Origin of the sequence: Streptomyces sp. NPDC002886, from assembly GCF_042888445.1 — a bacterium.
GTDB lineage: Bacteria > Actinomycetota > Actinomycetes > Streptomycetales > Streptomycetaceae > Streptomyces.
The window spans coordinates 44643-60773 of the sequence record NZ_JBIAPV010000015.1; the positions used below are offsets into that span (position 1 = coordinate 44643).

Annotated in this window: 11 protein-coding genes; 6 read left to right on the top strand and 5 right to left on the bottom strand. The window is 74.0% G+C overall.

What is annotated here, in order from left to right; translation table 11 throughout:
- Nucleotides 1–78: 78 nt before the first annotated feature.
- Nucleotides 79–1359 (bottom strand): SAV2148 family HEPN domain-containing protein, encoded by a 1281-nt coding sequence (locus tag ACFYYB_RS39355; protein WP_389442997.1) that lies wholly within the window; start codon nt 1357–1359, stop codon nt 79–81.
- Nucleotides 1360–1680: 321 nt separating this feature from the next.
- On the opposite strand from ACFYYB_RS39355, the gene glgX reads away from it, so the two are divergent.
- Nucleotides 1681–3795: a glycogen debranching protein GlgX gene (gene glgX, locus ACFYYB_RS39360; RefSeq protein WP_389442999.1), complete on the top strand. Its 2115-nt coding sequence runs from the start codon at nt 1681–1683 to the stop codon at nt 3793–3795.
- Nucleotides 3796–3897: 102 nt separating this feature from the next.
- Here glgX and ACFYYB_RS39365 read toward each other — a convergent pair whose 3' ends face one another.
- Nucleotides 3898–5181: an MFS transporter gene (locus ACFYYB_RS39365; protein ID WP_389443001.1), complete on the bottom strand. Its 1284-nt coding sequence runs from the start codon at nt 5179–5181 to the stop codon at nt 3898–3900.
- Nucleotides 5182–5263: 82 nt separating this feature from the next.
- Between ACFYYB_RS39365 and treY the strand changes: the two genes are divergently transcribed.
- The 3 genes from treY (at nt 5264) to ACFYYB_RS39380 (ending at nt 10896) form a co-directional block, all read left to right on the top strand.
- Nucleotides 5264–7606: a malto-oligosyltrehalose synthase gene (gene treY / locus ACFYYB_RS39370; protein WP_389443003.1), complete on the top strand. Its 2343-nt coding sequence runs from the start codon at nt 5264–5266 to the stop codon at nt 7604–7606.
- 93 nt (nt 7607–7699) lie between these two features.
- A complete protein-coding gene (locus ACFYYB_RS39375) occupies nt 7700–9406 on the top strand; it encodes a hypothetical protein (protein WP_389443005.1) in 1707 nt (568 codons plus the stop codon).
- Nucleotides 9407–9543: 137 nt separating this feature from the next.
- Nucleotides 9544–10896: a M14 family zinc carboxypeptidase gene (locus ACFYYB_RS39380; RefSeq protein ID WP_389443007.1), complete on the top strand. Its 1353-nt coding sequence runs from the start codon at nt 9544–9546 to the stop codon at nt 10894–10896.
- A gap of 31 nt (nt 10897–10927) precedes the next feature.
- Here the strand turns inward: ACFYYB_RS39380 and ACFYYB_RS39385 are convergent, their stop codons facing one another.
- Both ACFYYB_RS39385 and ACFYYB_RS39390 read right to left on the bottom strand, forming a co-directional pair.
- Nucleotides 10928–11398, bottom strand: a complete 471-nt coding sequence (locus ACFYYB_RS39385) for a GNAT family N-acetyltransferase (RefSeq protein ID WP_389443009.1) — start codon at nt 11396–11398, stop codon at nt 10928–10930.
- Nucleotides 11399–11527: 129 nt separating this feature from the next.
- Nucleotides 11528–12091, bottom strand: coding sequence for an FHA domain-containing protein (locus tag ACFYYB_RS39390; RefSeq protein ID WP_389443011.1), 564 nt, complete (start codon nt 12089–12091; stop codon nt 11528–11530).
- A 112-nt stretch (nt 12092–12203) separates the two neighbouring features.
- Here ACFYYB_RS39390 and treZ point away from each other — a divergent pair, with 112 nt between their 5' ends.
- Complete coding sequence (gene treZ / locus ACFYYB_RS39395) at nt 12204–14060, top strand: malto-oligosyltrehalose trehalohydrolase (RefSeq protein WP_389443013.1); 1857 nt, start codon at nt 12204–12206, stop codon at nt 14058–14060.
- 69 nt (nt 14061–14129) lie between these two features.
- Complete coding sequence (locus ACFYYB_RS39400) at nt 14130–14915, top strand: class I SAM-dependent methyltransferase (protein WP_389443015.1); 786 nt, start codon at nt 14130–14132, stop codon at nt 14913–14915.
- A 36-nt stretch (nt 14916–14951) separates the two neighbouring features.
- On the opposite strand, the gene ACFYYB_RS39405 is transcribed toward ACFYYB_RS39400, so the two are convergent.
- Nucleotides 14952–16073, bottom strand: coding sequence for a M24 family metallopeptidase (locus ACFYYB_RS39405; RefSeq protein ID WP_389443017.1), 1122 nt, complete (start codon nt 16071–16073; stop codon nt 14952–14954).
- Nucleotides 16074–16131 lie beyond the last annotated feature (58 nt).

Here is a 16131-nt window from a genome sequence, read left to right on the forward strand (position 1 = left end):
ACCCGTCCCTCTACGTCAACGGCTTTCAGCCTGACACGGGCCACTGACAGCCCCGGAGGCGGGGCGGCCGGCGGCCGCTCAGGACACCGGGCGGGAGTCCTGCCAGATCGACTCGAATTCCTCGCGGTAGGTCGGGAACAGCCCGTGCTCGTGGTCGGGCCGCACCGGTGCGGCCCGCCCGCCGCCGCGCAGGACGAGGACCGGCGCCTCCATGCCCCGGGCCCGGCGCAGGTACGACTGGACCACCGCGATGCCCGAGGACTCGCCCTCCACCAGGTACGCGGTGAAGCGCGGGGTCTCGTCGAAGACGTGGATCTCGAAGCGCGAGGGGTCCCGCAGGCCCGCCCGCACCCGCCGCACGTGCAGGATGTTCATCTCCACCGAGCGGCTCAGCTCGCCCTTGCGCAGGCCGAGCTCCCGCTCGCGCCGCTTGACGGCGCTGCTCGCCGGGTTGAGGAACAGCAGCCGCACCCGGCAGCCGGCCTCCGCGAGGCGTACGAGTCTTCGGCCCGAGAAGTTCTGGACCAGCAGGTTGAGCCCGATGCCGATGGCGTCGAGCCGCCGCGCGCCGCCGAAGAGGTCCTCGGCCGGGAGCTGGCGCTGCAGCCGCACCCGGTCCGGGTGGACGGAGATGACGTCCGCGTACCGGTCGCCGACCAGGTCCTCGACGGCGTCGATGGGCAGCCGGTCCGCCGCCGGGGAGCCCGCGCCGCCGCCCAGTACCTCCAGCAGCCGCGCCGATGCCCGCTCGGCCTGTTCCAGGACGGCCCGGGACAGGGCCCGGTTGCGCGAGACGACGTTGCGCGTGACCTCCAGCTCGTCCAGCGCCTGCTCGATCTCGCGCCGGTCGTCGAAGTAGGGCTCGAAGCAGGGCCAGTGCTGGACCATCAGCTCGCGCAGCTGCGGGAGGGTGAGGAAGCTCAGCACGTTGTCGTCGGCGGAGTCCAGCAGGTAGCCCTTGCGGCGGCTGACCTCGCGCACGGCGACCGCCCGCTGCACCCACTCCTGGCCGGCGGGGCCCGCGGCGGCCACCACCCAGTCGTCGCCTCCGTGCACGGGCTCGTAGACGGGCCGGAGCACCGCTCCGACCACGGAGCGCAGCCGCTGTTCGATCAGGTTCAGCCAGATGTACGCACGGCCCGCGCGCTGGGCCCGGGTCCGGACCTCGCTCCAGGCGTCCGCGCCCCAGTCCAGCTCGGCGCCGGCTCCCGCCTGCGCCTTCCCGGTACCGCCGGCTTCCGGCGGGGCCAGCGACACGGCCCCGGCGGGAATCGCGCCGGCCGTCCCGCCCGCGGCGTCCGCCGGGCCGCCCTCGTGACCGCTGTCACCAGGGGGCAGCTCCAGACCTCCCGAGCTCACCCGTGCACCGCCTCCTGCGTCTGGACGCCCGTCTCCAGTGATCACGGAAGGGTACTCCGCGCGTGCGGCACCCTGCAGCCCGATGCGGGCCCCTGCGGCCCGACGCGGGCTCAGGGTCCGTACCCGGCCAGTCCGTTGGCTCATTATCCGCTCTGCCGACGATCGGATCTCCCCATCGTCCGCCCACCCTCTTATCAGCTCTCCGGGTCACCCGGTAGGACCCTCCCAAGTCCCCGCGTGGAAGCCCGGTTTCGGGGAAGATCTGGCAGTGACGTGGTCCACGCCGGATCAGCCCGACACAGAGGGGAAGAGTCGTTTTCTATGCAGGTCTGGCCGGGACAGGCGTATCCGCTCGGCGCCACGTATGACGGCGCCGGCACCAATTTCGCGGTCTATTCGGAGGCCGCCCGACGCATCGAACTGTGTCTGCTGCACGACGACGGTTCGGAGACCGCGATCGAGCTGCGCGAGACCGACGCGTTCGTCCGGCACGCCTACCTGCCGGGCATCATGCCCGGTCAGCGCTACGGGTTCCGGGTGCACGGCCCCTACGAGCCGGAGCGCGGACGGCGCTGCAACGCGGCCAAGCTGCTCCTGGACCCGTACGCGCGGGCCATCGCGGGCAGCGTCGACTGGGGCGAGGAGGTGTACGGCTACCACTTCGGCCGGCCCGACTCCCGCAACGATCTGGACTCCGCTCCCAAGAGCATGAGTTCGGTCGTGGTCAACCCGTACTTCGACTGGGCCAACGACCGGCCGCCGCGCCACGAGTACCACCACACGGTGCTCTACGAGGCCCACGTGAAGGGCCTGACCATGCGTCACCCGGACCTCCCCGAGGAGCTGCGCGGCACGTACGGGGCGCTCGCGCACCCCGCGGTCATCGGGCACCTGACCAAGCTGGGCGTGACGGCGCTGGAGCTGATGCCGGTCCATCAGTTCGTCAACGACCACCGCCTCGTGGACGACGGGCTCAGCAACTACTGGGGCTACAACACCATCGGCTTCTTCGCCCCGCACAACGGCTACGCCTCGGGTGACCGGGGCCAGCAGGTGCTGGAGTTCAAGTCGGCCGTCCGGGCCCTGCACGAGGCCGGCATCGAGGTGATCCTCGACGTGGTCTACAACCACACCGCCGAGGGGAACCACCTGGGCCCGACCCTGTCCTTCCGGGGGCTGGACAACGCCTCGTACTACCGGCTCGCGGACGATCCGCGGCACTACATGGACACCACGGGCACCGGGAACTCGCTGCTGATGCGTTCCCCGCACGTGCTCCAGCTGATCATGGACTCGCTGCGGTACTGGGTCACCGAGATGCACGTGGACGGCTTCCGCTTCGACCTGGCGGCCACGCTGGCCCGTCAGTTCCACGAGGTGGACCGGCTGTCCTCGTTCTTCGACCTGGTCCAGCAGGATCCGGTGGTCAGCCAGGTCAAGCTGATCGCGGAGCCCTGGGACCTGGGCGAAGGCGGCTACCAGGTGGGCAACTTCCCGCCGTTGTGGACCGAGTGGAACGGGAAGTACCGGGACACCGTACGGGACTTGTGGCGCGGGCAGCCGCGCACGCTCGCGGAGTTCGCGGGCCGGCTGACCGGCTCCTCCGACCTCTACCAGGACGACGGCCGCCGGCCGCTGGCCTCGATCAACTTCACCACCTGCCACGACGGTTTCACCCTGAACGACCTGGTCTCGTACGACGAGAAGCACAACGAGGCCAATCGCGAGGGCAATCGGGACGGCGAGACCCACAACCGGTCCTGGAACTGCGGGGCGGAGGGGCCGACGGAGGATCCGGACATCGGGGAGCTGCGCGAGCGCCAGATGCGCAACTTCATCGCGACGCTGATGCTGTCGCAGGGTGTGCCGATGATCAGTCACGGCGACGAGTTCGCCCGCTCCCAGGGCGGCAACAACAACGCCTACTGCCAGGACAACGAGCTGTCGTGGGTGAGCTGGCCGGAGCCCGGCAAACCGGCTCCCGCCCTGCTGGAGTTCACCCGGCGGATGGTGTGGCTGCGGCGGGAGCACCCGGTGTTCCGGCGGCGCCGCTTCTTCCACGGCCGGCCGGTGGAGGGCACGCACGACGAGCTCTCGGACATCGCCTGGTTCACCCCGCACGGCGAGGAGATGCGGGCCCGTGACTGGCAGGCGCAGCACGCGCGGGCGCTGGCGGTGTTCCTGAACGGGGAGGCCATCTCGGAGCCGGGCACCCGCGGGGAGCGGATCACCGACGACTCGTTCCTGCTGATGTTCAACGCGGGCGCGGAAGCGCAGGACTTCACGGTCCCGGCCGGGCACGGCGCGCAGTGGCGGCTGGTCGTGGACACGGCGCGCCCGGAGGTACTGGCACCCGGTACCGGGCCGCAGTACGCGGCCGGGGACCGGGTGACACTGACAGGACGGTGTCTGGTGGTGCTTCAGCGGCCGGCGTAGGCGCCGCTCCGGCGCCCGGCACAGGCCCGGGCGGCCCCCGGCACAGGCGCCGCCGCGGCGCCCGGATCGAGCGCCGCCCGGGCGCACGGCCCGGGCGGCGCCTCAGTGCCCGGCGTAGGCGGCGCCTTCCAGGAAGGCGTCCGGACGGGCGCCCCCGCCGGCCACCACCGGGGCGTGCGCACGGCCCGACGGCACCCGGGTGACCAGGGCCAGGACCAGGCACAGGGCGGCGGCCCCCACGGCCACCGCGAAGGCCGCGGAGGGCCCGTACCACTCGGCGAGCCGCCCGGAGACGGCGAGCGAGGCGGCCTGTCCGGCGACGAGCGAGCTGGCGGCGAAGGCCATCGACTCGGCGAGCCGGCTGGGGCTCACCGCGCGCTCGGTGATGGCGAAGGCGGTGATCAGGTGCGGGGCATAGGCGGCTCCCAGGACGGTGACGACCACGTACAGCGGCCACAGCGTCTCCGTGAAGAGCAGCGGTACGGAGAGCACGAGCGCGGCGGCGGTGGCCCAGCGCCAGCGCAGCCGCAGCCCGAAGCGGGCGGGCAGCGCGCCGAGCGAGAGCCCGACGGCGGCGCTGACGACCCCCATGGCCGCGTACACGATGCCGGCCTGGCCGGGGACGCCCAACTGTGCGGTCAGGGCGGCGATTCCGGCCTGGCAGGCGCCGAACATGGCGCCCTGGAGGGCGAGGGAACCCCGTACGGCGAAGACCACGCGCGGCGGGCGGACCCGGACGCGGTCCTTCGTCCGGTCGGCTCCCGCGGGCACTCCGGCCGTGACGGCGGCGGTCGGGTGCAGCGCGTAGAGGCTGCCGAAGACGGCGACGAGGGCGGCCGCGCCGCCGAGGGCGACGGCCGGGTGCAGGGCGAGGGTGGCCAGCCCCACGAGGGCGGGGCCGAAGACGAAGGAGACCTCGTCCAGGGTGCCTTCGAGGGAGTGGATGGCGCCCACGACGCCCTCGTCGGACTTGGCGCGGTGGGCCAGCGCCACGGAGCGGGTACGGGCGAGCGGGCCGATCAGGGGGACGGAGGCCCCGGTGACGAAGCCGATCGCGGCGAGCGGGACGGTGGCGAGCTCGGAGAGCGCCCCGGCCACCAGGGCCGCGGTCGCCACCGCGTTGACGGCGGCGGCCGTCAGGACGACGGAACGCTGCCCGTGACGGTCGGCGAGCCGGCCCAGGACGGGTCCGAAGACCACCTGTCCGGCGGAGAGGGTGCCGCCGACTATGCCCGCGGTGGCGAGGGAGCCGCTGGTCTCGGCGACGAGGAGGACGCTGCCGAACTGCGACATCGCGACGGGCAGTCGGGCGAGGAAGGAGATGAGCGGGAGTAGGGGCCCGGTCAGGGCGATGACTCTTCGATAGGTGTTGACGGTTCCAAACACTTGAGCAACGTTAACCCGGCGCAGTCACCCGGATGCATTGGGTAATGGCACGGAATCCCGCATCCTGGGTACGTACGTTCTCATGAGCCTGCCCCCGCGTACCGGTCGCCCGAGTCCCGATTTCAACCGGCCTGAACCCGATGGACCACCGGCCGTCACCCCGGCGTCGACCTACCGCCTCCAACTGCGCCCCGAGTTCACCTTCGGCCACGCGCGGGCCGTCGTACCGTACCTCGCCTCGCTCGGCGCGTCCCACCTGCACCTGTCCCCCGTACTGGAGGCGGTGCCCGGTTCGTCCCACGGGTACGACGTCACCGACCACACCCGGGTCCGGGCGGAGCTGGGCGGGGAGGAGGGGCTTCGAGCCCTGGCCGCCGAGGCCCGGGCACACGGGCTCGCACTGGTGCTCGACATCGTGCCGAACCACATGGCGCTGCCGACGCCGCTGCGCCTCAACCGGCCCCTGTGGGAGGTGGCCCGGGAGGGCCCCGGCTCGCCGTACGCGCGCTGGTTCGACATCGACTGGGAAGCGGGCGGGGGGCAACTGCTGCTGCCCGTGCTCGCGGAGCCGCTGGATCCCGGCGAGGTCAAGGTCGACGGGCGGGGCGAGCGGGCCGTCCTGCGGATCGGGGAGCTGGAGTTCCCGATCCGGGAGGGCACGGCCGGGCTGGAGCCGGCGGCGCTGCTCGCCGCCCAGTGGTACCGGCCCGCATGCTGGCGGGAGGCCCGGACCGGCCTCAACTACCGCCGCTTCTTCACCATTTCGGAGCTGATCGGGGTGCGCGTCGAGGACCCCGAGGTCTTCCGCGTCACCCACGCCAAGGTGCTGGAGCTGGTCCGGGACGGGGTCGCCCGGGGACTGCGGATCGACCACGTGGACGGACTGGCGGACCCCGAGGGCTACCTGCGGCGGCTGCGGGACGCCGTCGGCCGGGACTGCTGGGTGGTGGTCGAGAAGATCCTGGCCCGCGAGGAACGGCTCGCTCCCGCCTGGCCGGTGGCCGGGACCACCGGGTACGACGCGCTGTACCGGGTGGACGGGGTGCTGACCGACCCGGCCGGGGCCGCACGGCTCGACGCCCGGTTCCGCGGGGCGACCGGGCAGCCCCGGTGGGAGGTGACGGCCTCGGCGGGCGCCCGGGAGGTCCTGACCGGCGACCTGGCCGCGGAGCTCGCCACCCTCGAACGACTGGCCGGCCCGGAACTAGCCTCCGCTGTACGCGAGTTGCTCATCGCCTACCCCGTCTACCGGCCCTACCCCGGCGATCCGGACCCCGCCCCCGAGGCCCTGGAGCGGGCCGCCGCGGAGGCCGGCGCGGCCCCGGTGGCGGGCGTACGCGAACTTCTGCTGCGGGACCCGGCCTTCGCGGCCCGCTTCGCCCAGACCTCGGCGGCCCTGCGCGCCAAGTCCCTCGAGGACAGGGCCTTCTACCGGTACGCCCCGCTGCTGTCGGCCACCGAGGTGGGCGGAGATCCGGGGGCTCCAGCGGTCACGGTGGCGGAGTTCCACGCGTACTGCGCCGAGCGGGCGGCGCTGTGGCCCCGCTCCGGGACGGTGCTGACCACGCACGACACGAAGCGCAGCGCGGACGTCCGGGCACGGATCTCGGTGCTCTCGCAGGACCCGGAGTGCGTACCGGCTCCGGCCGGGTCGGATCCCCAACTCGCCTGGGTGGCCTGGCAGACGGCGTTCGGACTCGGGGCCGACGGCGCCGCCCCGGAACGCGCCGACCGGCTCGCGCAGGCCCTGCTGAAGGCCGTCCGCGAAGCCGCCCTGCACACCACGTGGACCGAGCAGGACCCCGCCTACGAGGCCACGGTCCCGGAGCACCTCCCGAAGGCCGCCCCGGAGCCGGCCGGCGCCCTGGCTCAGGCGGCCCGCGCCAACCTGCTCGGCGGGACGCTGCTGCACCTGGCGATGCCCGGGGTCCCGGAGATCTACCAGGGCTCCGAGACGGAGTACCGGGCCCTGGTCGACCCGGACAACCGCAGGCCCGCCGTCTTCCCCCGGGAGGCCCTGGCCCGACTGGACGCGGGGGCCGCGCCCGCGGGCACCGCCGAGGAGAAGCTCGCCCTCACCGCCGCCCTGCTGCGGCTGCGGCGCGACCGCCCCGGGCTGTTCACCGGCTACGCACCGCTGCTCGCCCGGGGCCCGGCGGCGGAGCACTGCGTGGCCTTCGCCCGGGGCGCCGGTGCCGGCCTGGTGGCGGTGGCCACCCGGCTGTCGTACGGCCTGGGGACGGCGGGCGGCTGGCGGGACACGGCCCTGACCCTGCCTCCGGGCCGGTGGCGGCGGCAGGCCTTCCCCGGGCCCGCGCGGGGGCCGCGCGAAGCCCCGTACGAGGGCGAGGCGCCGCTCGCCGAACTCCTCGGCGGAGCCTGGCCGGTGGCGGTCCTGCTCAGGGAGGACACGGACCCGGCATGACCCGCCCGATCGGCCCTCCTTCCCGTACAACCCTCCGGGCCGACCGGCGGTCGAACCCGTGCATTCGATGACACCTGACACGGGGGAAATCCGGTGAACAGATTCAAGAGGACCATGACGGCCGTCGGCACGGCGGTCGTGCTCATGGCCACGGGTGCGGCACTGGCGACTCCCGCCACCGCCGCGCCCGCCACCGCCGCGCCCTTCGGCACCGCGGGGGACACGGGGACGAAGGGCCTGGAGAGCGCCGTGCCCGCCGCCACCGTCCACAAGACCAAGGACGGCCGGTTCATCGTCTCCACCTCATGGCAGCGCTACGACGGCCCGGACCCGACCCCGGTCCGGGTCGAGGTCCGCCGGGCGGGCACCGACAAGGTCGTCGCCGTGATCGACCGCTTCACCGAGAACTTCGACGACGGCGGCACCTCCGAGGGGGGCGACGACTGGAAGTGGTACGAGGCCGACGACCAGCCGCTCGTCCTCGACGAGATGGGGGACTACGAACTCGACGTGTACGCCGAGGACCGGAACGGCAAGGAACTGAGCCGCCGGAACGCCGGACGGTGCACCTACGCGCTCGACGCCCGGTTCCAGGCGAGTTCCAGCCGGACCGAGTTCTCCCTGGACCACCTCGACACCAAGGTCACCGGCACGGTCACCGCGGTCCACCCGCGCACCGGCGCGCGCCTGCCGCTACCCGGGGGGAAGGTCCGCGCCACGCTCGGGGAGGGCGCGGCCGATGCCGTATCGGACGCCCAGGGGCGCTTCACCGTCTCCGTCGCCGCCCTCGGCACCGAGGAGGGCCTGGCCCTCACCGTGCGGCTGACGAGCGGGGACACCGCGAGGTCCGCGAAGATCCCGGTCACCATCAAGGCCCAGCAGGCCGTGCTCACCCTGTCCACGCCGGGCCCCTTCACCGTCCGGTACGGGACCGCCGTACCCCTGCGCGGCACGGTCGGCCGCCGTGCGGCCGACGGTACGGTCAAGGCGGTGGCCGGCGTGCAGGTGACGGCCCAGGACGACGGGGGCGGCGGCCCGAGCGCCCTCGCCGTCACGGGTGCCGACGGCCGCTTCACGCTCTCGCCCACGATCGTGCGAACCGGTTCCTGGGAGGTGAACGCCGAGGAGGTCTGGCTGACCGGTGGCGGCACGCGTACCGCCACCGTCGCGAAGGTCACCCACACGACCAAGGTCGTCGAGGAGAAGCTGGTCTCCACCACCAAGTACGGCAAGCTGACCATCAGCGGCAAGGTGGTCGTCGACGGCGTCACCTCCCAGCAGGCGCCCGTCCAGATCCAGTACCGGTCGTCCTCCCGCCACTGGGTCACGGCCGGGTCGATCGTGGTGCCCTACGGCAAGACGTTCACCACGACGGTCAGCGCGCCCCACGGCGAACCGGCCTCCACCTGGCGGGTGTACACCCCGGGCACCACCACCATCGGTCCCAGCACCGGTACCCGGGTGATCCGTCAGCCGCGCACCGCGACCACCCTCGGCGCCGACTTCGGACGGCGCACCGTGGCCAAGGGCGAGCAGCTGTCCCTCTCCGGAGTGCTGAAGACCTACGACCCCGTCAAGGGGGAGGCCGCCTATGGTGGTCAGACGGTCCGCTTCTACTTCCAGCCCACGGGTTCCGCCGTGTGGCAGGAGATGGGCAGCGCCGTCTCCCGCGCCGACGGATCCGTGAGCCGGAAGTTCACCGCGCAGACCAGCGGTGTCTGGCGCCTTCGCTTCATCGACGCCGACGCCGCCCATCTCGCCGCCACGAGCGGGGTGAGCCTCATCAAGGTCACCGGCTGACGCGGCTCCCGTGGGTGGCGCCGGTGGGCGCCGCCCGCGGGCAGTGCCCGCGCGTGCCGCGCACCGGGTACGCGCCGCCCGGTAAACGTTGCCGGTCACAGCACTAGGGCGCACGCCCTGCGGGAATGGGATCACCTGTGACCCTCATCCGTGACATGTGCTACCCCACCCCGCACGAACTGGCCCTGGCCGCGCGCGCCCTGGCCGATGAACACCCCGCCCTGGCCCGGCTCCGCCGGATCGGCGCGTCCCGGGCCGGGGAACCCCTGTGGCTGCTCTCCGTGGGCCCCACGTCGGCGCCGGCGACCGCCCCGAACGTGCTGGTCGTCGCCGGCGCCCACGCCAACGAGCCCGTCGGCGGGGCCACCGCCCTCGCACTGGCCCGCAGGCTCCTCCACGAAGCCACGGGCACCGGCGGCGCCGAGGCCGGTGGCGCGGCAACGCACACCGGCGCGGGGGCGACCCCCGTGCCCACCCGCGCCTCCGCGCCCGCCGCCGCCGGAACGACCTGGCACTTCCTGCTCTGCGCCGACCCCGACGGCGCGGCCCTGCACCGCACGCCGCGCCCCTACTCCCTGCTCGACTACCACCGGAACTTCTTCCGGCCACCCGGTCCCGAACAGCCCGAGTGGGCGCCGTCTTTACTGCCCCCGGACCGCCTCCCGCCGGAGACCCTCGCCCTGACCCGGCTCATCGACGAACTCCGGCCCGCCCTCCAGGTCTCCCTGCACGGAACCGATCTCGGCGGCTCCTGGGTGCAGCTGACGCGGGACATACCCGGCCTGGCCGAGCCCTTCGGTAAATCGGCCGCCGACCTGCGCATCCCGGTGGAGACCAGCGCCTCGGACGCCTCGGGCTGGCCCTCGCCGGGGGCGGGGATCTTCGTGATGCCCGAACCCGGGACCACGGCCGACGGGCCGTTCCACCCCGAGGACACCCGGCTCAGTACCTGGTACCACGCCCACCGGCACGCCGGCACGACCGCGATCGTCGAAGTCCCCATGTGGGCCTCGGACCTGGTGGACGACCCGGCCCCGCACCCCGACCCCCGCGCCGCCCTGCGCCTCCTGGCCGGCCGGCTCACCGCCGACGCCGCCCGGGTGGCGGCCCTGCGCGAGGGCGCGGCCGGCGGTACGGATCCGGCCGCCGCGGCCCTGCTGCGCGCGGTGGACTGGACGCTCGCGCTGATCCCCCGGATCGCCGCCGAGTGGACGGGCCCCGGGGCCCCCGCCGAGGCGACGGCGGCGTACATCGGCAGCATCGACGCCTTCGGCCGAAGGCTGTCGCTGCGCGCGGCCGCGATGCTGCTCCGGGTGCTGCGCGCCGAGGGGCACCCGACGGCGCCGGCCGTGGACCGGCTCGTCACGGGGTGGTGCGAGGAGTTCGCGGACCGCTTCCAGGCACGCTGGGTCCCGGTGGCCACCCAGGTGGAACACCAGTCCCGGGTCGTCCTGGCCGCCTACGACCGGCTCGTGGCGGCGGGCCGGTAGGCGGCGGGCGCAGTGGGGGTGTGCGCGCCGCCTACTCCACCGGCAGGGCGTACCGGAGCTTCGGCTTGCCGGTGGCTCCGAGCCGGTCGTAGAAGCGGATCGCGCCCTCGTTCCAGTCGGGCGTCTGCCACTCGACGTGGCCGAGGCCCAGCTCGCGGGCGAGCGCGGCCACCGCGTCCACGAGGGCGGCGCCGAGGCCGTGTCCGCGGGCTTCCTCGGCCAGGTAGAGGCAGTCCATGTGGAGGTAGTGGCGGGCCTCCCAGAAGGAGAACTCGGCCGAGCAGGCGGCGTAGCCAGCGACCTCGCCCCGCGGGGTCTCGGCCAGCAGCACCCACAGCCGGGCCCCCTCGGCGAACAGCCGCGCGCCGAGCCGGTCGCCGAGCCCGGCCGTACGGGGCGCGGACTTCTCGTACACCATGTGCTCGCGCATGAGCTCGACCAGGCGGGGCAGGTCCTCGGGGCGCGCGGGCCGTACGAGGGGGGCGGCAGAGGTGTGTTCCATGGGTGACATCCTCCGCACGACCCGCGTCCGGACGCCACCCGGGTCCCGGCACGGTCGCACGGCCCGCCTGCCACACCCCCACAGCCCGGCAGCCCGCAACCGGCAACCCCGCAGCCGGGGCTCCGGCCCTCAGCCGCCCGTGAGCCGGAAGCTCATCCGGCCGAAGCCGATCTGGTCACCGTCCCGCACCACCGCCGAGCCCGTCACCCGGCGCCCGTTGACCGTGGTCCCGTTCGTCGAGCCGAGGTCCCGCACCACCCAGACCCCGTCCCGGATGCCCAGTTCCGCGTGGGCCCGCGAGACCGTCTCGTGGCTCAGGCGCAGCCCGTTGCCCGGGTCGCGGCCGATCCGCAGCGGTCCGGCGCTGGGGTGCGGGAGGAGCAGCGGGGGCAGCTTCTCCACGGCCCACGCCCGGCGCACCCCCACGGACACCGCCGAGATCCGCCCCACCCAGCCGAACAGCCGACGGGTCCACGGGCTCTCCCCCGCCTCCCTGCCCTCCAGGTCCGCGGTGAGTACGGCGAGGTCCTCGGAGCGGCGGGCGACGAGGGCGAGTTCCATGCGGCGCAGGAAGGTGTCGTGCGACAGCTTTCCGACGGCCGCACCCTCCCTGAGCTGGCCCAGGGCACGGTCGCGCTCGGCATCGGAGAGCCGCGGGGCGGGGAAGGGAGGGAACTCGAAACTCGACGTCACCAGGTGATTGTCGGCCTGTCGGGGGCAGAGTGTCCAGAACTCCCGCGCCCGGGCGGAGATGATGGCCCGGACACGCAGGTTGGGGTAGCGCCGCCAGACGAGGGGACCGTCCGTGCAGTTCGAGGTGTGGGCACCGCTGACAGACCGGGTCGTACTGCGGCTCGACGGGGCCGCGTACGCGATGACGCCCGATCCGGAGCGTTCCGGCTGGTGGGTCGTGGAGGCCCCGGGCGCCGACGGATCCCACTACGGGTTCCAGCTGGGCGCCGGCCCGGCGCCGCTCTTTCCCGGGGACGATCCGCGCGACCCGGTCCACCCCGGGCAGCACGTGGAACACCCGGATCACCCGCACCACCCGGACCACGTGCACCCCGTACGGCCCGATCCGCGCGGGCGGCGCCTGCCGGAGGGGCCCGACGGGCTCTCGGCCGTGGTCGACTTCGCCGGCAGCCTGTGGGGGTCCTTCCCCGAGCCGGCCCCCTCGCCCCGGGTGGCGCTCCAGGACGCCGTCCTGTACGAGCTGCACGTCGGCACCTTCACCCCCGAGGGCACCTTCGACGCGGCCGCCGCCCGCCTCGGCCACCTCACCGCCCTCGGCATCACGCACGTCGAGCTGATGCCCGTCTGCTCCTTCCCCGGGCGGCACGGCTGGGGGTACGACGGGGTCGCGCCCTGGGCGGTGCACGAGCCGTACGGGGGCCCGGCCGGGCTGGTCCGGTTCGTGGAGGCCGCGCACACCGCCGGGCTGGGCGTGGTGCTCGACGTGGTCCACAACCACCTCGGCCCCTCCGGCAACCACCTCCCCGTCTTCGGCCCGTACTTCACCGAGACCCACCACACCCCCTGGGGCGCGGCGGTGAACCTGGACGCGCCCGGCTCCGACGAGGTGCGCGCCTACTTCCTGGGCAGCGCGCTGGCCTGGCTGCGCGACTACCGGATCGACGGGCTGCGGCTGGACGCGGTGCACGCGCTCGCCGACGACCGGGCGCTGACCTTCCTGGAGGAGCTGTCCGCGGCGGTCGACGAGCTGGCCGCCGAGACGGGCCGGCCGCTGTTCCTGATCGCGGAGTCCGACCGCTGCGATCCGCGCACCACGAGCCCGCGCGCCGCCGGGGGCCTGGGCCTGCACGCGCAGTGGAACGACGACTTCCACCACGCCCTGCACTGCGCGCTGACCGGTGAATCCCAGGCGTACTACGCGGACTTCGCCGAGGCCCCGCTCGGGGCGCTGGCCAAGACCATGACCCGGGCCTTCTTCCACGACGGGACCTGGTCCTCCTTCCGGGGCCGCCACCACGGCCGGGCGGTGGACCGCGGCCGCACCCCGGCCCACCGCTTCCTCGGCTACACCCAGACCCACGACCAGATCGGCAACCGCGCGCTGGGCGACCGGCTCGCGGCCTCCCTGTCCCCCGGGCTGCTGGCGTGCGCGGCGACGGTGGCGCTGACCGGGCCGTTCGTGCCGATGCTGTTCATGGGCGAGGAGTGGGGCGCCGGCACCCCGTGGCAGTACTTCACCGACCATCCCGACGAGGAGCTCGCCGAGGCCGTACGGGCGGGCCGGCGGCGGGAGTTCGCGGATCACGGCTGGAAGGCGGAGGAGATCCCCGACCCCCAGGACCCGGCCACCCGGGACCGCTCCTGCCTCGACTGGGCCGAGCCGGGCAGGGGCTCCCACGCCCGGCTGCTGGACTGGTACCGCACCCTGATCGCGCTCCGCCGCACCCACTCCGACCTGCGCGATCCCGATCTGGCGGCGCTGCGGATCGCCCATGACGAGGAGCGCCGCTGGCTGACGTTCCGCCGGGGCGACGTCCGCGTGGTGGTGAACCTCTCCGGGGAGCCGGTCACCGTCGCGCTCGGCCGCAACGGGGTCCGGGTGCTGGCCGCCTGGGTGCCCGTGGAACATCCGGACGCCGACGGGCGGGTCCACGTGCCGGCCGAGTCGGCGGTGGTGCTGGGCCCCTAGGGTGCGGGGGCCCCTGGGCCCCCGCAAACCGGTCGCGGAGGTGCGGGGCCTTCTGATGGGATCGGGCCCATGAAGATCGAATCCGACGAGGAATCCGCCGGCGCCGGCGGGCAGACGGGTACGGCCAAGTACGACCGGATCGGGGTGGGTTACCGGAAGGTCCGGCGGCCCGATCCCCGGCTGGCCGCGCTGATCGCGGACGCCCTGGGGGACGCCCGTACCGTGGTCAACGTCGGTGCGGGCGCCGGTTCGTACGAGCCGGAGGGCCGTGAGGTGACGGCCGTGGATCCGTCCCGGGTCATGCTCGACCAGCATCCGGGGACCCGCAAGGTCAGGGCCGGCGCGGAAGAACTACCCTTCCCCGAGGGCACGTTCGACGCCGCGATGGCCGTGATGACCGTCCACCACTGGCCTGACCCGGCGCGCGGGCTGGCCGAACTGCGGCGGGTCTCGCGGCGCCAGGCCGTCTTCACCTGGGATCCGGAGCACACCACGGAGCTGTGGCTCTTCGAGGAGTACCTGCCGGAGGCCGGGAAGCGGGACCGCTCCGCCTTCACCCCGCTGTCCGTGGTGACCGGGGAGCTGGACGCGCACACCGTGGTGCCGTTCCCCGTCCCGCACGATTTCACCGACGGGTTCCGGGCCGCCTTCTGGCGCCGGCCCGAGTCCTACCTCGATCCGGTGGTACGGGCCGCCAGTTCCACCTTGGCGAGCCTGCCGGCCTCCGTCGTGGAGCCCGCGATCGCCCGGCTCCGCGAGGACCTGCGCTCGGGGGCCTGGCAGCGGCGGCACGCCGACCTGCTGGACCGGGAGAGCGTGGACTACGGCTACCGCCTGGTCCTCGCCGGGTCCTGAGACCCGGCGAGGAGGCACCCTCCCGCTGCCGAGCGCCTACTCCACCAAGGCCAGCTCCCGGGAGGCGTTGTTGAAGCTGCGGCAGCCGTCCGCGGTGACCGTGATGATGTCCTCGATCCGGACCCCGAACCGCCCCGGGAGGTAGACCCCCGGCTCCACGGAGAAGCACATGCCGGGGACGAGGGGCTGCTCCTCCCCTTCCACCATGTACGGCGGTTCGTGCGTGGTGACTCCGATGCCGTGGCCCGTGCGGTGGATGAACTGCTCGCCGTAGCCGAACTCGGTGATCACCGCGCGCGCCGCCCGGTCCACGTCCTGGCAGGCCGCCCCCGGACGGGCCGCCGCCACGCCCGCCAACTGGGCCTCGCGGACGATGTCGTGGACGCGCTGCTCCTCCTCGGTGGGCTCGCCGACGTGGACGGTACGGGAGATGTCGGAGCCGTAGCCGTGCTTGAGGCCGCCGAAGTCGAGGACCACCATGTCCCCGTGCCGGATGACCCGGTCGCCGGCTTCGTGGTGCGGGTTGGCGCCGTTCGGGCCGGAGCCGACGACGGTGAAGTCCACCTGGGAGTGCCCGTGCACGCGCAGCAGCGCGTCCAGGTCGGCGGCGACGTCGCTCTCCCTGCGCCCGGCGAAGGGGACGTGGAGGATCTGCGCGTACGCGGCGTCCGCCGCCTCGCCGGCCGCCGCGAGCCGGGCCAGCTCGCGCTCGTCCTTGACCGCGCGCAGCATCGGCAGCGCATCGCTCAGGGAGACGTACGAGGTCGTCGGCAACTCCTTCTGCAGTCCCAGCAGATGCAGCGCCCAGGTGTTGTCGCTGACCCCGAAGCGGCCGGTCACGTCGAGCAGCGGCGAGGTCACGCCGTACGGGTTCTTCCCGTCGGCCCAGTCCCGCAGGGTCAGGGCGCCCGCGCCGGGGGACTTCGCCGCGTCGGGCGCTTCCAGCGCGGGGACGACGAGGACGGGGTCCTGCCCGGCGGCGAGGACGAGCAGGGTCATCCGCTCGGTGTCGACGGGCCGGTACCCGGTGAGGTGGGCCAGGTCGGGCCCGGGGGCGACCAGCAGGCCTGCCAGCCCCGCGTCGGCGGCGGCCTGCGCGGCGGCGGCCATCCGGGCGGCGTAGTCGGCGGCCGTGAAGGGATCGAAGTCGTGGTCCATGACTCCGATCCTCCCGCGCCCCGCCCCCGGACGGCAGGGGGCCGCGCCGATCACCCCG